The sequence below is a fragment of the Aquihabitans sp. McL0605 genome, from assembly GCF_049993875.1.
Taxonomy (GTDB): Bacteria; Actinomycetota; Acidimicrobiia; order Acidimicrobiales; family Iamiaceae; genus Aquihabitans.
Genome location: NZ_CP188252.1, coordinates 2,804,600 through 2,824,447, shown reverse-complemented (window position 1 = coordinate 2,824,447; position 19,848 = coordinate 2,804,600). Strand labels below are relative to the sequence as shown.

19 protein-coding genes and 1 tRNA gene are annotated in these 19,848 nt (G+C 72.2%); 6 read left to right on the top strand and 14 right to left on the bottom strand.

Annotated features, from left to right (window positions below):
* Positions 1 to 68: 68 nt before the first annotated feature.
* Entirely contained in the window at positions 69 to 683 is a 615-nt protein-coding gene (locus tag ACPPVX_RS13175; RefSeq protein ID WP_426571016.1) for an RNA polymerase sigma factor, read from the top strand.
* A 645-nt stretch (positions 684 to 1,328) separates the two neighbouring features.
* Here ACPPVX_RS13175 and ACPPVX_RS13170 read toward each other — a convergent pair.
* From ACPPVX_RS13170 to topA, 4 genes are all read right to left on the bottom strand, one after another.
* A tRNA-Thr gene (locus tag ACPPVX_RS13170) sits at positions 1,329 to 1,401 on the bottom strand.
* A gap of 71 nt (positions 1,402 to 1,472) precedes the next feature.
* A complete protein-coding gene (locus ACPPVX_RS13165) occupies positions 1,473 to 2,561 on the bottom strand; it encodes an ATP-binding protein (protein ID WP_426571015.1) in 1,089 nt (362 codons plus the stop codon).
* Entirely contained in the window at positions 2,558 to 3,175 is a 618-nt protein-coding gene (gene tmk, locus ACPPVX_RS13160; RefSeq protein WP_426571014.1) for a dTMP kinase, read from the bottom strand. The genes ACPPVX_RS13165 and tmk overlap by 4 nt, the downstream gene beginning before the upstream one ends.
* A gap of 169 nt (positions 3,176 to 3,344) precedes the next feature.
* Positions 3,345 to 6,125: a type I DNA topoisomerase gene (gene topA, locus ACPPVX_RS13155; protein ID WP_426571013.1), complete on the bottom strand. Its 2,781-nt coding sequence runs from the start codon at positions 6,123 to 6,125 to the stop codon at positions 3,345 to 3,347.
* 82 nt (positions 6,126 to 6,207) lie between these two features.
* On the opposite strand from topA, the gene ACPPVX_RS13150 reads away from it, so the two are divergent.
* Together ACPPVX_RS13150 and ACPPVX_RS13145 are read left to right on the top strand one after the other, a co-directional pair.
* Positions 6,208 to 6,693 carry a hypothetical protein gene (locus ACPPVX_RS13150; protein WP_426571012.1) on the top strand — a complete coding sequence of 162 codons (486 nt, stop codon included), beginning with the start codon at positions 6,208 to 6,210 and terminating at the stop codon, positions 6,691 to 6,693.
* 123 nt (positions 6,694 to 6,816) lie between these two features.
* Entirely contained in the window at positions 6,817 to 7,986 is a 1,170-nt protein-coding gene (locus tag ACPPVX_RS13145) for a hypothetical protein (RefSeq protein ID WP_426571011.1), read from the top strand.
* Between the two features lie 15 nt (positions 7,987 to 8,001).
* Here the strand turns inward: ACPPVX_RS13145 and arfB are convergent, their stop codons facing one another.
* Entirely contained in the window at positions 8,002 to 8,415 is a 414-nt protein-coding gene (arfB, locus tag ACPPVX_RS13140) for an alternative ribosome rescue aminoacyl-tRNA hydrolase ArfB (RefSeq protein ID WP_426571010.1), read from the bottom strand.
* A 144-nt stretch (positions 8,416 to 8,559) separates the two neighbouring features.
* Between arfB and ACPPVX_RS13135 the strand changes: the two genes are divergently transcribed.
* Positions 8,560 to 9,321, top strand: a complete 762-nt coding sequence (locus ACPPVX_RS13135) for an SDR family NAD(P)-dependent oxidoreductase (protein WP_426571009.1) — start codon at positions 8,560 to 8,562, stop codon at positions 9,319 to 9,321.
* Between the two features lie 4 nt (positions 9,322 to 9,325).
* The gene (locus ACPPVX_RS13130) at positions 9,326 to 10,654 is read left to right on the top strand and encodes a cytochrome P450 (RefSeq protein ID WP_426571008.1); all 1,329 of its coding nucleotides are present in this window, start codon (positions 9,326 to 9,328) and stop codon (positions 10,652 to 10,654) included.
* A 195-nt stretch (positions 10,655 to 10,849) separates the two neighbouring features.
* On the opposite strand, the gene nhaA is transcribed toward ACPPVX_RS13130, so the two are convergent.
* The 3 genes from nhaA to ACPPVX_RS13115 form a co-directional block, all read right to left on the bottom strand.
* Positions 10,850 to 12,226 (bottom strand): Na+/H+ antiporter NhaA, encoded by a 1,377-nt coding sequence (gene nhaA, locus ACPPVX_RS13125; protein WP_426571007.1) that lies wholly within the window; start codon positions 12,224 to 12,226, stop codon positions 10,850 to 10,852.
* A gap of 72 nt (positions 12,227 to 12,298) precedes the next feature.
* A complete protein-coding gene (locus ACPPVX_RS13120) occupies positions 12,299 to 12,838 on the bottom strand; it encodes an ATP-binding protein (protein ID WP_426571006.1) in 540 nt (179 codons plus the stop codon).
* A 16-nt stretch (positions 12,839 to 12,854) separates the two neighbouring features.
* Positions 12,855 to 13,190, bottom strand: a complete 336-nt coding sequence (locus tag ACPPVX_RS13115) for an anti-sigma factor antagonist (protein ID WP_426571005.1) — start codon at positions 13,188 to 13,190, stop codon at positions 12,855 to 12,857.
* Positions 13,191 to 13,356: 166 nt separating this feature from the next.
* Between ACPPVX_RS13115 and ACPPVX_RS13110 the strand changes: the two genes are divergently transcribed.
* Positions 13,357 to 15,642 carry a DEAD/DEAH box helicase gene (locus ACPPVX_RS13110; protein ID WP_426571004.1) on the top strand — a complete coding sequence of 762 codons (2,286 nt, stop codon included), beginning with the start codon at positions 13,357 to 13,359 and terminating at the stop codon, positions 15,640 to 15,642.
* A gap of 79 nt (positions 15,643 to 15,721) precedes the next feature.
* Here the strand turns inward: ACPPVX_RS13110 and ACPPVX_RS13105 are convergent, their stop codons facing one another.
* From ACPPVX_RS13105 to ACPPVX_RS13080, 6 genes are all read right to left on the bottom strand, one after another.
* The gene (locus tag ACPPVX_RS13105) at positions 15,722 to 16,108 is read right to left on the bottom strand and encodes a TadE family protein (RefSeq protein ID WP_426571003.1); all 387 of its coding nucleotides are present in this window, start codon (positions 16,106 to 16,108) and stop codon (positions 15,722 to 15,724) included.
* Positions 16,105 to 16,326 (bottom strand): DUF4244 domain-containing protein, encoded by a 222-nt coding sequence (locus tag ACPPVX_RS13100; RefSeq protein ID WP_426571002.1) that lies wholly within the window; start codon positions 16,324 to 16,326, stop codon positions 16,105 to 16,107. Before ACPPVX_RS13100 ends, ACPPVX_RS13105 begins: the two co-directional genes overlap by 4 nt.
* Before the next feature lie 77 nt (positions 16,327 to 16,403).
* Complete coding sequence (locus ACPPVX_RS13095; RefSeq protein WP_426571001.1) at positions 16,404 to 17,120, bottom strand: type II secretion system F family protein; 717 nt, start codon at positions 17,118 to 17,120, stop codon at positions 16,404 to 16,406.
* A complete protein-coding gene (locus tag ACPPVX_RS13090; RefSeq protein WP_426571000.1) occupies positions 17,117 to 17,830 on the bottom strand; it encodes a type II secretion system F family protein in 714 nt (237 codons plus the stop codon). Before ACPPVX_RS13090 ends, ACPPVX_RS13095 begins: the two co-directional genes overlap by 4 nt.
* Complete coding sequence (locus ACPPVX_RS13085; protein ID WP_426570999.1) at positions 17,827 to 18,978, bottom strand: CpaF family protein; 1,152 nt, start codon at positions 18,976 to 18,978, stop codon at positions 17,827 to 17,829. Before ACPPVX_RS13085 ends, ACPPVX_RS13090 begins: the two co-directional genes overlap by 4 nt.
* A complete protein-coding gene (locus ACPPVX_RS13080; RefSeq protein ID WP_426570998.1) occupies positions 18,975 to 19,628 on the bottom strand; it encodes a cellulose synthase operon protein YhjQ/BcsQ in 654 nt (217 codons plus the stop codon). The genes ACPPVX_RS13085 and ACPPVX_RS13080 overlap by 4 nt, the downstream gene beginning before the upstream one ends.
* Positions 19,629 to 19,848: the final 220 nt, after the last annotated feature.

Genomic DNA, 19,848 nt, shown 5'->3' with positions numbered 1-19,848 from the left:
TCTCGCGGCGGAGCCTCGCTCGCCGCCTCTGGCCTCTGCCTCGACGCGCCCCCGTACCTGGAAGTTCGATGCCCACCTCCACCGCTCTGCTCCCCCCTGCCGCTCCGAGTCCGATCGGCGACCGTCTTGCTCGTGGCCTGACCGATGAGCAGCTGCTCGTGCTCGTGCGCACCGGCAGCGCCTCTGCGTACAGCGAGCTCTACCGTCGCCATGCCACCGAGGTCCGGCGCTTCGCCCGCACCCTGGTGCCGGCGAGCGATGTCGACGACATCGTGTCCGATGCCTTCATGAGGACCCTGCAGGCGATCAGCCGAGGCCACGGCCCCGTCGACAGCCCCATCCGCTACCTCATGGTCACGGTCCGCAACGTGAGCCTCACGCTCCACGCGGCGCGAGCGCGAGATCTGGCCGCGACGCTGGCCGACAAGCCCGAGCGGACCGCCCGGGCCGCCGACGCGTCGGAGACCGACGAACGCATGATCGCGGCGTTCGGCTCGCTCCACCCTCGCTGGCGCCAGGTCCTGTGGTGGATCGACGTGGAGGGGTTCACGGCCGCCGAGGTCGCCGCCGAGGTGGACACGTCCCCGAACGCCGTCTCCGCGCTCGTGTACCGGGCGCGCACCGCGCTCCGGGCGGCCTACGTGGCCGAAGGCGACCGCGCCCGGGCCCGGGCCGACGCGTAGCGATCGACGCGCCATCCCGCCTCGGCGGCCACGGCCTGCGAGGGCTCGCTCCTGGTTCACCTGGGTCACCACCGGTCCGGCCATCTCGATGCAGCTCCCGCCCAGCTCTCGGGCTCGACCAAGGGTGTCGCCGGCGCGGTGCACGACAGGCTCGGGCGTGCGGCCCGAGGTACCCGCGGAGGATACGTCGATCGCGATCACCCCGCCGCAGCGGACACCCTGGAGACGCCGCTCGACGCAGCAGGTCAGGGCGAGCTCCTGAGGCCGTCGACCCCGGCCCGGAGGCATGGCCCCACCCGTGCGTGGCACGGGTGGGGCCTGGCGCCGCCGCCTGGTGATCTACGGGCCCGGCCGGGTCGAGCACGACCGGGCGCCCGAGGCCCGCCGAGAAGATCTCGGTGCCTGCCTGGGGTCTCCACAGATGCACCAAGCTCACGGAGGGCGTCGATCTGACGAAGTGTGCCCACTTCGTCGGTGACTTGGGTCATAGCGCGACGCGACGGCCAGGTCCGAACGCCGAGCGGAGCGCCCCATCGCCCGCGGCGCCGGCGGGAGCGGCATGCGGTCGACCTGCGGCGCCTTCACGCAGGTCGCCCTGGTCTATCCCGGACCCGGCAGGAGCCGTTCCCCGGGGTGGTGGCTGAGAGCCCAAGAAGGGAATCGAACCCTTGACCTTCTCATTACGAGTGAGATGCTCTGCCGACTGAGCTACTTGGGCGGAGTCGAAACGGTACCCGACCGACCTGGCCGGTGAGCAACCCGTTGCCGCTCCGGGCGGAACCGCCAGGATTACAGGAGGCCGGGGAGCCGCACCGCCAGGGCGATGAGCTGGAGCTCCTCGTTGGGGTTGAACTCCAGGCGCTCGGCGGTGTCCTGGATGGCGGCGAGGGCCTCGAGCGCCACCTTCGGATCGGCCGCCACGGCCAGCTCGTCGCGGTAGGCGGAGGCGAGGGCACCGAGACCCATCCGCAGCTCATCGGTGCGCAGCCGGCGGCTCTCGCGCTTCTGGCGCGCCGTGAAGTCGGTCATGCCCGAGCCCCGTTGGCCGTAGCGCTCGACGCGCTCCTGGAGCGCGGCCAGCTCGGCCTCGTGGCGGGCCTTGAGCGGGGCTTCGGCGTCGTCGATGGCGGCGCGCAGATCGGCGATGGTGGCCGCGGCCGTGCTGCCCGACCCGTCGAGGCGGCGGGGCAGGTCGCGCCAGGCCGCCAAGCGGAGGGCGAGGCGCTCGTCGGTGGCCAGCAGACGGGCCCGGTCGAGGTCGCCGCCGGCGAACGCCGCCGCCTCCGCGGCCCGGTCCGCCGAGAGGCCCTCGAGCTCGAGCCGCTGGGCGATCAGCGGTGCGGTGAGCGGGGCGAAGTCGACGCGGACGCAGCGCGAGGCGATGGTGATCAGGTCCGGGGTGACCTCGTCGGCCAGCACCAGGAAGAACGTGCCCGCGGGCGGCTCCTCGATGGTCTTGAGCAGCTTCGGCCCGGCGTCGCGGTGGATCAGGTGGAACTCGTCGAGCAGCAGCACCTTGCGCGAGCCCTCGATCGGCGAACGGCTCGCCCGGGTGATCACATCGGCGGCCTGGGCGACGGAGATCGTGGCGCCGACCCGCTCGGTGATGATCAGGTCGGGGTGCTGCTCCTGGCGGGCGAGCAGCCGCGCCCGCTCGGCCCCGTCGACGTCGCCCGCCGCCGCGGGCTCGGCCGCCAGCAGGTCGCCGGCGAACGCCCGGGCCGCGGCCCGCTTGCCCGACCCGTGGGGGCCCACGAACAGCCAGGCGTGCGGTGCGTCGCCCTCGGCGGCGTGGCGCAGCATCGCCACCGCCGCCTCCTGGCCCACCACGTCGGACCAGGCGTCGCCTACGGACGCCTCACCGGTCACGGTGCTCACGCGCCCATCGCCGACGGCAGCCGAGCCTCGATCGCTTCTCGCACCCGCGCTTCGACCTCGGCGATCTCGCCACCACCGTCGACCACCACCCAGCGGTCGGGGTCGTGGGCCGCCAGCATGGCGTAGCCCTCGGCGACGCGCTGGTGGAACTCGTCGCCGGCCGCTTCGAGCCGGTCGGGCTTGCCGGCCGCCGCCAGCCGGGTGCCGGCCTCGGCGGGGGTCACCACGAGCAGGACCACCAGGTCGGGGACCAGCCCGTCGGTGGCGAAGGTCGACAGCGAGAGCACCGCGTCGACGCCCAGATCACGGCCGTAGCCCTGGTACGCCAACGACGATCCCACGAAGCGGTCGCAGATCACGTCCTTGCCGCGGTTGAGGGCGGGGCGGATCTTGGTGGACACGTGGTGGGCCCGGTCGGCCGCCATGAGCAGCGCCTCGGCGCGGGGGTCGAGGTCGCCCGTCTCGGGGCTCAGCAGGATCTCGCGGAGGCGCTGGCCCACGTCGGTGCCGCCCGGCTCGAACGTGAGCAGCGCGCCCCACCGGTCGGCCAGCAGGCGCGCCTGGGTGGACTTGCCCGACCCCTCGCCTCCCTCGAACACCACGAACCGGCCCATGCCCGCCGAACGTTACCCAGTCCCGGCGAGCCCCTCGCCCGGCCCCGCCCAACGCCCGCCCGCGACTCGGCGCGTCAGCGGCTCGGACCGGGTCGGGCGTGCAGGACCGTGTCGCTGCGACACGCAACTGCACACCACCGCCGTTGCGGGCTGCGTGGTGCGGGGTGGGTCAGAAGGGGGCGTCGTCGTCGGGGGCGGTCTCGGGACCGGCCCCGTTGACGGTGGCGGACGGGGCCGCCTTCTTCGCCGCGGCCTTCTTCGCCGGCGCCTTCTTGGCCGGCGCCTTCTTCTTGGCGGCCTTCTTCTTGGCGGGCGCCTTCTTCTTCGAGGCCTTCTTCTTGCCGCCGCCCTCGGCGATGCGGTCGCGGCGGGCCTGGAGCAGCTCGGAGGCCCGCTCGTCGGAGATGGTCTCGAGCTGGTCGGCCTTCTGGAGCGAGGCGTTGACGTCGCCGTCGGTGACGTAGAGGCCGAAGCGGCCGTCCTTGATCGTCATCTGCTTCTCGGAGACCGGGTCGATGCCAAGCTCCCGCAGCGGCGCGGCGACGGTCTGGTTCCGGCCCCGCTTGGGCTGGGCCAGGATCGACAGCGCCTTGTCGAGCGTGACGTCGAAGATCTGCTCCTCGGTCTCGAGCGACCGGGTGTCGGTCTTGGCCGCGCCGGTCTCGGGGTCGGTGAACTCCTTGGTGATGTACGGGCCGTAGCGGCCGTTCTGGGCCCGGATCTGGCCACCATCGGCGGGGTCGACACCGACCACGCGGGGCAGCGACAGGAGCTGCATCGCCTCTTCGAACGTGAGCCGCTCGACGGTCATGGTCTTGAACAGCGACGCCGTCTTGGGCTTGTCCTCGGGCTTGATCTTGCCCTTGCCCTCGGGCATCTCGCCGACCTGGACGTAGGGGCCGAAGCGCCCGGCCTTGACCACCACGTCGAGCCCGGACTCGGGGTCGACGCCGAGGACCCGGTCGCCGTTGGGGGCATCGAGAAGCTCCATGGCCTTGAAGACGTCGAGCTCATCGGGGGTGAGGTCATCGGGGATCGAGGCCGAGTCCTCGCCGCGCTTGAGGTACGGGCCGAACTTGCCCGGCTTGACGAGGATCTCCTCGCCATCGGGCGTCACGAACCGGCCGACGACGTTGATCTCGGCGGGGTCGATGGTCTCCTTGCCCCGCTCGACCAGGACCTTGAGGCCCGGGGAGCCGGGGTTGACGTCTGCTAGCTCATCGGGGAGCACGTCGCCGGCGGCGTCGCCGAACCAGAAGTTGTTGAGCCACGGCTCGCGCTCGACCTGCCCCTGGGCGATGCCGTCGAGCTCGTCCTCCATGCGGGCGGTGAACGCGTAGTCGACCAGCTCGCCGAAGTACTGCTCCAGGAGCTGGATCACCGCGAACGCGGTCCACGTGGGGACGAGGGCGGTGCCCTTCTTCCAGACGTAGCCGCGGTCCTGGATCGTCTGCATGATCGATGCGTAGGTCGACGGGCGGCCGATGCCCAGCTCCTCGAGCCGCTTGACCAGCGACGCCTCGGTGAAGCGGGCCGGCGGCGAGGTGCTGTGGCCCTTGGCCTCGAGCTCGGGGCTCGGCAGCGCCTGGCCGACGGCGAGGACCGGCAGCAGGGTCTCGCGGTCGTCGAGCGCGCCATCGGGATCGTCGCTGCCCTCCACGTAGGCCCGCAGGTAGCCCGGGAACGTGATCGATCGGCCGGAGGCGGCGAACTCGGCGTCGCGGCCGTCGGAGGCGGTGGCGCCGATGCGCACCTGGACCGACTGGCCCCGGGCATCGACCATCTGGGAGGCGACCGTGCGCATCCAGATCAGCTCGTAGAGGCGCAGCTGATCCTGCCGGAGCTCGCCGCGGAGCGAGTCGGGGGTGCGGAAGGTGTCGCCCGCGGGACGGATGGCCTCGTGGGCCTCCTGCGCGTTCTTGACCTTGCGGTCGTAGGTGCGTGGTGCATCGGGCACGTACTCGGCCCCGTACAGCGATCGGGCCTGGGAGCGGGCGGCGTTGAGGGCCGTCTCCGACAGCGTGGTGCTGTCGGTCCGCATGTAGGTGATGTACCCGTTCTGGTAGAGGTCCTGGGCGACGCGCATGACCTGGGCCGAGGTCATGCGGAGCTTGCGGCCCCCCTCCTGCTGGAGGGTGGAGGTCATGAACGGCGGCTTCGGCTTGGAGGAGAAGGGCTTCTCCTCCACCGAGCGCACGGCGAAGCTCGACGAGGCCAGGCCGGCCTTGAGGGCGACCGCCTCCTCCTCGGTGAGGACGGTGACGTCCTTGGTGAGGTGGCCGGTGTCGTCGAAGTCCTTGCCGCTGGCGATGCGCTTGCCCTCGAGCCCGACGAGCGTGGCCGAGAAGGCGGGGTCGGACGGGAAGGCGGCGTCGAGGTCCCAGTACTCGGCCGAGTTGAAGGCGATGCGCTCCCGCTCGCGCTCGACCACGAGGCGGACGGCGGGCGACTGCACCCGGCCGGCGGACAGCCCCGCGTTGACCTTGCGCCAGAGCACCTCGGAGACCGGGTAGCCGAAGAGCCGGTCGACGATGCGCCGGGTCTCCTGGGCGTCGACGAGGCCCTCGTCGATGTCGCGCCAGTTCTCGACGGCGTGCTCGATGGCCGACGGGGTGATCTCGTGGAACACCATCCGCTTGACCGGCACCTTGGGCTGGAGCACCTGGAGGAGGTGCCAGCTGATGGCCTCTCCCTCGCGATCCTCATCGGTTGCGAGATAGAGCTCGTCGGCGTCCTTGAGCAGCGCCTTCAACCGCTTGATCACATCCTTCTTGGATGCGTGCACCTCGTAGGTGGGCGTGAAGTGGTCGTCGACGTCGATCGACAGGCCCTTCGACGGCAGGTCGCGGATGTGGCCCACCGACGATTCGACGTTGTAGTCGTCGCCGAGGAAGCCCGCGATGGTGCGGGCTTTGGCGGGGCTCTCGACGATCACCAGTGGCTTGGGCACGCGCAGTAGAGAACGGCACGCGATGCCCTGCTGTCAACCGAGAGGTTGGTTCGGCACCGCTTCGGGAGCTAGGCCAGACGACGTGTCCGTGGTCCTGACCCCCTCGACGCGGTCCCAACGAGACCGCCTCCTGCGCCTCGGCGTGATGATCCTGGTGGCCTCGATCCCGATCGCCGCCATCCTCTTCGCGCTGGTGAACTGGCAGGTCGCGCTGGGCTTCGTGGTGATCTGGACGGTGGGGCTGATGTTCGGGGTGGGGCAGCAGCGCACCATCTCCCTGAAGGTCGACGGCAACGGCCTCCAGTACGAGGCGGGCACGTTCGTTCTCCGCACCACGTGGGCCGACCTCGACCGGATCGGCGAGGCCACCCTGCCCTCCGGCAAGACCCTGGCCATCGTGTTGAAGCGGGGCGGCCTCCGCTGGGCGCACACCGCCCAGACCCGGGCCCAGGTGCAGCAGCGGGGATGGGACCGCATCATCCCGATCGACGACTTCGCCCCCAAGTGGCCCGCCGGCCGCCTCGGCGATGCCATCCGCGAGCACCGTCCCGACCTGCTCGAGGCCTGAGCACCGGCCCGAGAGATCGGGGCGACGTCATCTCGCCCCCGCCGGATCCAGCGCACGGCTCGCCGCGGCGCCGTAGCCTTGCCGAGCGGTCCCCGGCGGACCGGCGACAGAACCGAGGGCGCCATGACGGATCGTGGACAGCTGGTGCGGGTCGGGGCGGCCCTGTTCGCCGTCATGGGTCTCGTGGTGGTCGGCGCGCCGGGAGCGTCGGCCCGGGCCTCGCGCCCGTCCACCACCACCCCGCACGGGACCGTGGCGATCAGCTTCACCACCTCGAGCGGGACGATCGATGCCACCGACCCGTTCGTGGCGCCGGGCCGGACCCCGCTGGTCGGCGACTTCGTCGGGGACACGTCGCCCACGGGCGAGCTCGACGACATCCTCTGGTACACGCCCGGGGCCGGGGGTGACGAGCTCTGGCGGACCAACGGCGACCGGTCGTGGACCGCGACGAACGTGTCCATCAGCCGCTCGTACCGGCCGATCGTCGGGCAGTTCTCCGGTGATTCGAAGGCCGACATCTTCTGGTACTCCCCCGGCAGCGCGCCCGACTACCTGTGGGACTTCGAGGAGGACGGCTCGATCACCAAGACCACCTACCAGGTCAACGGGACCTACACGCCGGTCGTGGGCCGGTTCACCGCCGACGGCGCGGACGACATCGTCTGGTACGGGCCGGGCTCGGCGCCCGACGCCTGGTGGGACTTCGACGGCCACGGCGGCCTGGTCCGGCGGCCGCTGCGCGTCAACGGGACGTACACGCCGGTGGTCGGGATGTTCGGTGGCTTCGGCCCCGCCGCCAGCCCCTGGGCCGCCGACATCCTGTGGTACGCCCCGGGCCCGGCACGGGACTCGCTGTGGGACTTCGACGGCGACGCTGCGCCCATCACCAAGATCCCGCTGCGGATCGACGGGACCTACATCCCGGTCCCCGGCAACTACAACCGGGACCGGTTCACCGACGTCATCTGGTACGCCCCGGGCCCGGCGCCCGACCTGCTCTGGACGTTCGACTTCGATGGGAAGCACGGCGACTCGGTCCTGGAGATCAACGGGACCTACACGCCGGTGGTGGGGAGCGGCTTCGGCCTCCAGAGCAGCGCGACCGACATCTGGTGGTTCGGCGCCGGCTCCAAGCCCGACTCCATGTGGGCGTTCACGAGCGAGTCGAAGCCGATCGTCCAGCCGGTCTCGCTCACCGGCGACCTCCCGCCGGTGCTGGCCAGCTTCGAGGTGCTCAACGTCCTCGGGACCATGTACCCGCTGCCCGCCATCATCGACCGGCACTCGTAGGCGGCCCCGCCGAGGTCACTCGGAGGTGGGCCGGCGGCGGTTGGCCTTGGTCTCGGAGCGCTGCTTCTTGCCCTGGAGGCGGCGCTCCTTGGCGCCCTTCGACGGCTTGGTCTTGCGGCGCGGCGCCTCGACGTGGAGCGCGGCCGCCAGCCGTCCGACGAGGCGCTCCTCGGCGATCGCCCGGTTGCGCAGCTGGCTGCGCTCGTCGTCGACGACCACCCGGACCACGGGTCCGAGCCGCTCCATCACCCGCTCGCGCTGCACGGGAAGGAAGGCCGAGGAGTGCTCGACGTCGAAGAGGAGCTCGACGCGGGTGGCCGTCTTGTTGGCGTGCTGGCCGCCCGGACCACCGGACGCGCTGAACGACACCACCAGCTCCCTGCGGGGGATGCGCACCCCGCGAGACACGGGAAGGTCGTCGTCGGCCATGGCCCGATGCTCGCGTGCGAGCGGCCCTCGCCCCAGCGACTTGCCGCAAAACGAGAACACGTTCTTGTTTCGGCCTAGGGTCGGCCGCCCAGCGCACCGGGCCGATGCCCGGTCCCCCGCACACCCAGACGGAGTCGCACACCCATGACCGCAGGCACCCGATTCGATGGACGCACCGCCCTGGTGACCGGGGCCGCCTCCGGCATCGGCCGGGCCACCGCCCTGCGCCTGGCGGCCGACGGCGCGTCGGTGGGCTGCCTCGACCTGGCCGACGGCGTCGACCAGACCGCGGCGGACATCGTCGCCGCGGGCGGACGCGCCGTCGCGGTGCGGGTCAACGTCACCGACCCCGACAGCATCGCTGCCGGCGTCGCCGCCGTGGAGGCCGAGTTCGGACCCACCCGCATCCTCGCCAACGTGGCCGGCGTGCTGCGCTTCTCCATCCTCGAGGAGTCGAGCGTCGAGGACTTCGACCTCCAGCTCGCCGTCAACCTCAAGGGCCCGTTCCTCATGGCGCGCGCCGTCGTCCCGTCGATGCTCGCCAACGGCGGCGGCGTGATCACGAACGTGGCGTCGTCGGCCGGCGTGTTCGGCCAGGCCTACCTGGCCGGGTACGCAGCCTCGAAGGGCGGCGTGGCCATGCTCACCCGCGCCCTCGCCTGGGAGTTCCTCAAGCGCGACATCCGGGTGAACGCCATCGCCCCCGGCGGCGTCGACACGCCGATGACCAACGTCGTCGACTTCCCCCAGGGCATGGACTTCCAGCTCATCGAGAAGTCGATGGCCCCCGGCAACAAGATGATGGATCCGTCCGAGCCCGCCGGCCTGATCGCCTTCCTCTCCTCCGACGAGGCCAAGGCCATGACCGGCGTGGTCATCCCCATCGACCACGGCATCACGACGTGACCTGATGGGGTCGCTGCGGCCGGCGGTGCTGCCGGAGGTGTCACCCCTCCCCGCGATCGTCGGCGGACCCGTTCCGTGGGTGGGCGCGGCCGGCGGGATGCTGCGCAACCCCACCGGGTGGTTCTCGGCGCAGCGCGAGCACCACGGCGACACGTTCGTGGTCGACGCGCTCGGCCACCGGTTCTTCTGCGTCTTCGGGCCGGTCGGGGTGGCGTCGCTCTACGCCGCACCGGAGCGCGAGGCGTCGTTCGGGCTGGCCACGTACGCCATGGTCAGGACCAAGGTCCCCGAGGAGCTGTTCTCGGAGATCCGCAACCCACCGCACAAGCTGTTCGGCAACCAGAAGGTCGAGGGCTACCTGCGCAACCTCGACGCGGCGATGGCCGCCGAGATCGCGGCGCTCGGCGCTGCCGGCACGTTCGACCTGTTCGACGAGTGCCGGCGCATCGGCCACCGCCTGGGGCTGGCGTCGTGGGCCGGCCACGAGGCGGCGTCGCCGCCCTACATCGAGCCGCTGATCGACGCGCTCGACCGGCTCGACACCTCCGAGTCGTTCGTCCACCCGCTCCGCACCGCGGTCACCCTCGCCACCAAGAAGCGCCGCGAGCGCACCGCGATGGCGGAGATCGAGGTCCTCATCGGCCGGATCCTCGCCACCCGTCGAGCGCACCCCAGCGATCGCGCGGGCGACTTCCTCGACCAGATCGACGAGTCGTTCGCGGATGTCGAGGACCGCCGGCGTCGGGACCAGCTCGTGGCCCGCGACGTGATCGTGCTGCACCTGGGATCGCAGTCGAACCTGTTCGCGGCGCTGGCGTGGACCCTGGCCAACCTCCTCGCCCGCCCCGACGACCTCGACGCGGTCCGCGGCGGCGACGACGACCTGCTGACCCGGATCGCCTACGAGTCGATCCGCACCGCCCAGCGCTCGATCACCCTGCGCCAGGTGCTGCGCCCGATCGACTTCCAGGCGGACGACGGCGTCCACCGCCTCGATCCCGGCGTGCTCATCACGACGATGCTCTCGGTCACCAACCCCACTGCAGCACCCGACCTCAGGACCTTCGATCCCGACCACTACGACGGCCGCAAGCTCACCGCCGAGGTCCTCGACCGGATGCCCACCAAGGAGCTGGTCAGCACGTTCGGCCACGGCAGCCACACCTGCCCGGCGCAGCGCTTCTCGATCTCCGCGATCCGCACCGCGGTCCACGCCCTGGTCGAGGCCTACGACCTCTTCCCCCGCTTCGCCGACCCCCGGCCGCTGACCCGCCAGATCGGCGGCGTGGCGCGCGCCGACCGCCCCACCCCCGTCAGCTACCGCCGCCCCTGACCCCGCCGCCCGCTCTTGTGGTCGATCTTCCACCTCACGCGGGGAACATCGACCAGAGACGGGAGCGCCCTCGGTCTTGTGGTCGATCTTCCACCTCACGCGGGGAACATCGACCAGAGGCCCCACGGTTTTGTGGTCGATCCTCCACCTGGCGCGGGGAACATCGACCAGAAGACGGAGGGCGGCCGTTGGTCGCTACGGGACGGCGGGCGGTGACGGGTCGGGCGGCGGCGGACCGTCGTCGGCCGCATCCGGATCGGCCGTGAGGATCAGCATCACGGAGCCGGCGATGGCAGCCACCATCGAGGCCAGGAGGATCCCGATCTTGGCGTCACGCAGCTCGGAGCCGAAGTCGAACGCCAGGCTCGACACGAACAGCGACACGGTGAACCCGATGCCCGCCAGCATGGCGATGCCCACCAGCTGGATGAACCGCACGCCCTCGGGCAGCACGCCGAGCCGGAGCTTCACGGCGAGCCACGAGAACAGGCTGACGCCCACGGTCTTGCCCACCACCAGGCCGACGATGACGCCGAGGGTGATGCTCGACGGGTTGGTCAGGCCGTGGGAGGTGACGACGATGCCGGCGTTGGCGAGGGCGAACACGGGCACGATGAGGTAGCTCGTCCACGGGTGCAGCAGGTGCTCGAGCCGCTCGGTCAGCGGTACCGCCTCGGAGATGAGGATCGACACGCGGTGCACGTCGGCCGCGGTGAGGTCGTCGCGGTCCTCGAGCTCGTCGACCACGATCTGGGCATCATCGTCGGACAGGGTGGCGATGGCCGGGGTCAACAGGCCCATGATCACACCGGCGATGGTGGCGTGGACCCCCGACTCGAGGATGCAGAACCACAGCGCGGCGCCGAGCACCACGTACACGACGTGGTAGCGGACCTTCGCCCGGCGCGCCGCCATCACCGCCAGGATCACGAGGCCCGCCCCCAGCAGCCAGCGGCCGGCGAAGTCGTCCGTGTAGAAGACGGCGATCACGATGATGGCGCCGATGTCGTCGACGATGGCCAGCGTCAGCAGGAAGATCTTGAGCGGGCTCGGGACCCGGCTGCCCAGCAGCGCCACCACGCCCAAGGCGAACGCGATGTCGGTGGCCATCGGGATGCCCCACCCATCGGCCCCGGCGCCGCCCGCGTTGAACGCCAGGTAGATGAGCGCGGGCACGATCATGCCGCCCAGCGCGGCGACCGCCGGGAGGATCGCCGCGCGCCGGTCGCGCAGCTCGCCTGCCACCCACTCCCGCTTGATCTCCAACCCGACCACGAAGAAGAACAGGGCCATCAGCCCGTCGTTGATGAAGTGGACGAGCGTCTCGTTGTAGTGGAACGACCCGAGGTCGACGTTCAGGTGGGTGTGGAAGACCGTGACGTACGACGCCTGCCACGGCGAGTTGGCCCACACCATCGCGACCACCGCGGCCGCGACCAGGACGATGCCGCCGGACGCCTCGATGCCCATGAACTGCTGGACGGGCCGGCCCACCGCTCGCGCCAGCGGACGGTCGCTGTCGATCCAGGTGCGGGGCAGATCTGGCGAGGTGCCGATCGACGGCTGGTCCATGGAGCGAATCCTGTTCTCGGGCGACGTGAACGATGACGCCGACCAGACTTCCCGGCACTCCGGGGCCGGACACTACCCGTCGGCGGCGGCGCCCTCGATGCCGTTGATGCCGTCGAGGCCCTCGCCGAGCACCGGGCCGAGGCCGGGGGCGCGGGGCTCGAAGCGCATCACGACGGTGGTGCCGTCGCCGGTGGGGTGGAACTCGAGGTGGTCGGAGAGCATCTTGATGAGCGGGATGCCGAGCCCGCCCTCGTAGTTGAGGCGGTCGGGGTCGGTGACCTCGGGGTGCACCTCGAGATCGCCCGGGTCGAACCCACCGCCGTGGTCGGTGACCGTGACCTCGATCTGGCCGTCGGCCAGCACGCAGCGCATGAGGATCGGCTCGTTCGAGGCGCTCTCCGGGTGGTCCTCCTGCTCGGCCAGCTCGGCCTGGATCGCGTTGGTGCACGCCTCGGACACCGCGAGGCGGAGGTCGGCGCTGCGCTCCTCGTCGAACAGCGGGTCGGCGGCGACGAGGGCCCCGATGACCAGACGGGCGACCGACACGACCTCAGGCCGCGCCGGGAGCTCGAGCTCCACGACATCGCCAGGGCGGGCCGGGTCGAAGGTCACCGTGCGGCCTGGTGCCTCATGCCGCGACGGCTTCTTCGATGGTGGCGTACACCTTGAAGACGGCCAGCAGGCCGGTGATCTCGAAGACCTTGAGGATGCGGGGCTCGGTGCACACCAGGGCGAACTCGCCGTCGTGCATGCGCACCCGCTTGAGACCGCTGATCAGCACGCCGAGGCCGGTGGAGTCGATGAAGTCGACCGCCTCGAGGCTGACGATGATCTGGTACTCCTGCTTGTTGACCAGGGTGATGAGCTGCTCGCGCAGCCGCGGCGCCGTGGCCACGTCGATCTCGCCTCCGACCTCGACCACGGACCAGCCGCCCTGCTTGCTGACCTCGAGTCGTAGATCCATCCACCGCTCCTGCTGATCGCTCCGCCCCTCACGCTATCGCCAGCGGCCCATCGGCTCAGGTCTGCCCTCCGACCAGCGCCGACGCGAGCAACCAGACGGGGAAGGACAACGGTGGAACTACAGCGCTAGGATTGCGAACGCCTGTTCCCTTCCCGAGCTGTGCCCGATGGCCCTCACCTCGCACGATCCCGCAGAATCTCTGCTCCACGCCCTGGGCCAGCGGCTGGGAGACCACGGCCTGGTGCACGTCGAGCGGCTGCCGCCCCGCCCGGCGCGCACGGGCGGGCTGGAGCGGCCGCTGCCGGGCTGGCTGGATGAACGGCTGGGCGAGCTGGGCTACCAAGGGCTCTGGTCGCACCAGGCCCAGGCCATCGACCTGTTGCGCGCCCGAACCAGCGCGGTGGTGGCCACGGGCACGGCGTCGGGCAAGTCGCTCTGCTACCAGGTGCCCATCGCCGAGGCGGTCAACGACCCCATCAAGCCCGGCACCGCGCTCGCCCTGTTCCCCACCAAGGCGCTGGCGCAGGACCAGCTCAAGGGGTTCGGCCACCTGTCCGCGCCCAACCTGATCGCCGCCACCTACGACGGCGACACCGACCCCGATCAGCGGGCCTGGGTGCGGCGGAACGCCAACGTGGTGCTCACCAACCCCGAGATGCTCCACTGCGCCCTGCTTCCGCACCACGACAAGTGGGCCACGTTCTTCATGCGCCTCCGCTACATCGTCATCGACGAGCTGCACGTGCTGCGCGGCGTGTTCGGCACCCACGTCGGCCACCTGCTCCGGCGCCTGCGCCGCCTGTGCGAGCACTACGGCTCGTCGCCCACGTTCGTGTTCTCGTCGGCCACCATCGGCCATCCCGGCGAGCTGGCCGCCGACCTGTGCGGCCTCCCGGTCGACGAGGTGATGGCCGACGGGTCCCCCCGCGGCGAGCGGCTCGTGGCGCTGGTCGACCCCACCGCCATCGGCGGGCCCAAGGCGGCGCGCTCGTCCAACCAGGTGACCGCCTCGCTGGTGGCCGACCTGGTCCGCAGCGGCCATCGCACGCTCGCGTTCTGCCGCAGCCGGGCGGGCACCGAGGTGGTGGCGGCCGAGGTGGTGCGCCGCCACCCCGACCTCAACGGCCGGGTGCGCCCCTACCGCGGTGGGTACCTGGCGGCCGAGCGGCGAGAGATCGAGGCCCAGCTCTTCAGCGGGCAGCTCGGCGCGGTGGTGGCCACGTCCGCGCTCGAGCTGGGCATCGACGTCGGCGGCCTCGACGCCTGCATCCTCAACGGCTTCCCCGGCACCATCGCCTCCATGTGGCAGCAGATGGGCCGGGCCGGGCGCGAGGGCCAGCCGTCGCTGTCGGTCCTGGTGGCCGGCGAGGACCAGCTCGACCGCTACTTCCTCGCCCATCCCGACGAGGTGTTCTCCCGGTCGCCCGAGCCGGCGGTGGTCAACCTGGCCAACCCGTTCGTGCTCGACCCGCACCTGGCCTGCGCCGCCTACGAGACGCCGCTCGGCCACCGCGACGAGCGGTGGTGGGGCGACCACCTCCACGACGGAGTCCACCGCCTCGTGCTCGACGACCGCCTGCGCCTGCGGTCGCGCGCCGATCGCATCCGCGCCTTCTGGGCCGCGCGCGGCCGACCATCGTCGAACATGGGGCTGCGCAGCGGGTCGATGCGGGAGATCCGCATCGCCTTCGCCGACGGCACGCTCATCGGCACGGTCGACGGCAGCCGGGCCTGCGAGATGGTCCACCCCGGCGCCATCTACCTCCACCAGGGTCGGCCGCACCGGGTGCTCTCGCTCGACCTGGTCGACGGCGCCGCCATCGTCGAGCCGGCCGACGGGCTGGAGTACACGCTGGCCCGCTCCTCGGTGGAGCTGCGCATCTTGTCGGTCGACACCAGCCGGCCGTTCGGCGACCTGGAACTGGGCCTGGGCGCCATCGAGGTGACCAGCCAGGTGACGGGCTACCAACGCCGCGAGGTGCTCACCGGGAAGATCCTGGGTGCGGTCGACCTCGACCTCCCGCCTCAGCACCTCATCACCCGCGGCTACTGGTGGATGGTCCCGCCGTCGGTGCTGGCGAAGGCCCGCATCTCCGAGGCCCAGGTCCCCGGCGCACTGCACGCCGTCGAGCACGCCGCCATCGGCATCTTGCCGCTGTTCACCATCTGCGACCGCTGGGACGTGGGCGGCGTGTCCACCCCCTGGCTCGACGATCTGGGTGGACCGTCGATCGTGATCTACGACGGCCACCCCGGCGGCGCCGGCATCGCCGAGATGGGCCACCGCTTCGCCGCCACCCAGCTCCAGGCCACGCTCGACGTGCTGGACCGCTGCACCTGCAAGGACGGCTGCCCGAGCTGCGTCCAGTCCCCCAAGTGCGGCAACTGGAACGAGCCCCTCGACAAGCACGCCGCCGCCCGCCTCATCCGCGCCGCCGGCCTCCCGACCTGACCCACCGCTGCTCGTCACCCCGACACCGCCCGCACGATCGCGAAGGGCCGAGGCCACGGTACGGGTCTCCTGGCTCAGGTCAGCCCGGGTCTTCGCGGAGCATGGCCACCTCGGCGGTGAGGGTGGGGTCGCCCAGGAGGGCGCCGGCCAACGGGACGTCGGTGGCAGCGCGGTAGCGGACGTGCACCCTGACCACCTCGCCGTCCACCCCCGGCGCGGGCTCGGTGGAGACCTGCACGTCCATGCGGCTGGGGTCGAGGCCGGGCGTGGATCGGGCTGCCGGAGCGGCCGCGTCGGGGCCGCTCACGGCGGCCGCCCGGGCACCCTGGCGGGCGGCATCGACCACCAGCACGTGGGCCCGGGCGACGAGCCCGATCTGGATCACCAGGAGCAGGGCCAGCACGATCACCGGCAGGCACAGGACCAGCTCGACGGTGGCCTGCCCCCGCTGACGGGGAGGGGTCACTTGGCCTTGTCGACGAGCTGATCGACGACGGCGTCGAACAGCCGGGAGATGGCGCCGGACTTGGCCGCCCACGCCGCGAGCAGCAGGGCGATGGCGGCGGCGCCGAGCAGGACGAGGGCGTACTCGGCGGTGGCCTGGCCGCGCTGGCCCGCCGGGCGGAGGCGGCGGTGGATGAAGGTCTGGGTGGCGACGGTGGTGCGGACGATGAGGGCAAGCACGTGGGTGCTCCTTCGGGGAACCGGGTTGGGTGCGGCACCCGAGGTGCGAAGGAGGTCGCCGTGCGACGGGGAGACGCTCAGAAGGCGAGCGACGAGATCGATGCGGCCAGCACCGGCACCACGGCGAGCAGCACCGCCGCCGGGAGGATGCAGGCCACGAGGGGGAACAGCATGGTGACGGGCAGGCGGCGGGCCTGCTCCTGGGCCCGCCGGCGACGCTGGTCGCGGGCGGTGCGGGCCACGCCTTCGAGCAGGGGCACGAGCGGCACCCCCGAGGCCGCGGCCTGGGCCAGCGAATCGGTGAGCGATCCGCCGGCCGGACCGAGGTCTCCCCCGAGCCGGGCCAAGCACTCCGCCAGGGGGAGACCTCGGTGGAACCGCTGGGTGGCGCGACCGATCGCCGGCTGGAGGGGTGGAGGTGCCCGCGGCTCGACCACGACCAGCGAGGCCGCCACCGGGTGGCCGGCCGACGCCGAGATCAGGAACAGGTCGACGAGATCGGGCACGGCACCGGCGACCGCCGCATCGGCGCGGCGCCGGGCCGAGCGCACCAGGGCGCTCCGGGCGAGCAGCACGGCACCGGCCGCGACGAGGGTGAGGACGGGGCCGACCGCAGCCACCGCGAGAACGACCCCCGCGATGCCGGCAGCGGCGGAGCGCCACCGGCGTGGCACCGACCGCCGCGCCCGCACCTCTCCGGCGTCGACCCTCGGTCGATGCTCGACCGGGCGGCCGCGGGCTGCGAGGAGCAGGACCACCAGGGCGGCACAGAGCGCGGCGCCGAGCGCGCTCATGCGACGGACCGGACGAGCCGGTGCATCCACCACCCGCCGGCCCCGTCGAGCGCGCTGCCGGCGAAGATGCACAGCGGACCGAGCGGCGACCCGAACGTGAACGCCCGCACCCTCGGGTCGAGCACGCTCACCGCGACGGCGAACGCGAGGGGCATCACCACGAGGACGACGGCCGACGACCTGGCCTGCGACGCCAGCGCCCGCACCTCCCGGCGCAGCGCAGCTCGGTCTCGAACCGCGTCGATCACCGCGTCGATCGCCCGCACCTGGGAACCGCCCGTGGCCGAGGCGATGGCGAGCGCATCGGCCAGCAGGGCCACCGTGGGATCGGGATCCTCGTCGACCCACTGGTCGAGCGCCTCCTGGACCGATGCGCCCGCGCGGCACCGGCGGATGAGCCGACGGGCCGGCTCGTCCCAGGGACCATCCGCACCGGCCACCGCCTCGAACGCCTGACCCAACGACGCACCCCGCTCGATCGCGGTGCGCAGGTGGAGGAGCGCGGTCGGCTCGCCGTGGCCGGCCGGCTCCGATCCGGCGAGCACGGCCAACGGGTGGGTGATCGTGCCGATCGCCCACTCCCGACCGATCGACGCCACCAGGGCGCCGGCGGAGCGGTGGACCGACGCCGCGGCAGCGCGACGAGCCAGCGCACCGGTGACGGCGACGAGCAGGGCGGCCAGCACCCCGACGAACAGCGGCGACCTCACGCCGCCGCCTCGGGCGCGAACGGCACGACGCCAGGCCGGCGGCCGGCGGTGGTGGGCCGGCCGAGGACGCGGTCGTGCTGCGCGATGCGCCGGATGGCCCCCGGCTCGCCCATCGCGCCGGCAGCGAGCTCCACCACCTCGGCGACGTGCCGGCCGCCCTCGCCGTCGCGCTCGAGGTGGACCACGAGATCGATCGCGGCCAGGAGCTGCGTCCGCACTGCGGCATCGGGCAGCCCGACACCAGCCATCAGCACGAGGGTCTCGAGCCGGTGGACGGCATCCGCAGCGCCGTTGGCGTGGACGGTGGACATGGACCCGTCGTGGCCGGTGTTCATGGCGCTGAGCAGCTCGAGCGCCTCCGGGCCCCTCACCTCGCCGACGATGAGCCGGTCGGGCCGCATGCGCAGGGCGTTGCGGACCAGGTCTCGGATGGTGACGGGCGCGGCGCCGTCGGGCGAGGCCGGGCGGCTCTCCAGGCGCACCACGTGCGGGGCGGCCAAGCGGAGCTCGGCCGCATCCTCGACCGTGATGATCCGCTCGCCGACGGGCACGTAGCCGGCCAGGGCGTTGAGCAGCGTGGTCTTGCCCGAGCCCGTGGAGCCGGACACGACGATGTTGCACCGGGCATCGACCGCCCAGCGCAGGAGGGCCGCGACCGGCTCGGACGCGATCAGCACCAGGGGCACCGGTTGCACGGAGAACCGGCGGATGGTGATGCACGGCCCATCGACGGCCAGCGGCGGCACCACCACGTGGACCCGCGACCCGTCGGCCAGGCGCGCGTCGACCAGGGCGTGGACCGGATCGGCCCGCCGGCCGAGCGGGGCGACGATCCGCTCGACCAGCAGGTCGATCTGCGCCCGGTCGAGCACCACGCCCGTCTGCACCACCTGGCCCGCCCGCTCGACCCACACCGGGCCGGGACCGTTGACCATCACGTCGGTGACGAGCCGGTCTCGCAACAGCGGCTCGAGCAGGCCCAGCCCGTCGAGGTGGGCCTGGATGGTGGACACCGATCGGGAGACCTCGGCCACCGGCCGCAGCGGGTCGCCGGCCCGCACCAGCGCGGCGATGCCGGCGGCGTCGGGCACATCTCCGTGCGCGTCCTGGGCCAGGCGCCGGTGGATCTGCACCTCGAGGTCGGTCATGCCAGCCCCCCGATCACCCGCAGGAACTGGCGAGGGAGCGACCGCCGGGTGAACCCGGCATCGACGGCCGCGGCCACGGCCGGATCGATGTCGACCGTGGCCAGGACCGGAGCGCCGCACGCGGCCTCGACCTCCGGCCACGTGACCGCCCGCCGCGGGTCTCGCACCACGACGACCCCATCGGGCGGCAAGGGGAGCGACGCCAACCGCCGCAGCGCCAGGGGGCAGGCCCGGGTGACGAGGATCGAGCGGTCGGCCCGGGCGGTCAGCAGCGCGCCGGTGCTGCCGGGTACCACCACCCCGGCGTCGATCAGGACCGGGCGGGGATCGGCGCGCAACGCCGCCGCCAGCTCCTCGACCCGACCGGGGACGAGCGCGCCGTGGCCCCGGGGGAGGACCGACAGGCCGGGCGCGACCGCGCCCTCGAGGCGGACGAGGGCGTCATCGGGCACATCGGGCCCGGCTCCGAGCCAGCCGGCCAACCCCGGCCACGGCGGGTCGTCGACGCCGAACAGCGCCGACACGTCACCGCCCAGATCGACCACGAGCGGCTCGTCGCCGCGAGACACCACGGCGACGGCCAGGGCCCCGACCACCACCGTGGTCCCGACACCGCCTTGGACGGACCAGCACGCGAGCACCACCAACACCTCCCGGATCGTGAAGAACGAACGGGGAAGGCGGAGGGAACCTACTGCCGGGGTAGGAGAAGTGTCAAGACAGCACGAAACGGGCGCAGATGCGCCCCAGGATCACACGGCCGAACACCAGGTCCGGCCCGCAGGATCAGACGGTCCGGACCTTCTTGGCCGCAACAGCGGCGAGGGCGACCAGGACGACGAGGATCAGCAGCTTCTTCATGGCTTCGCA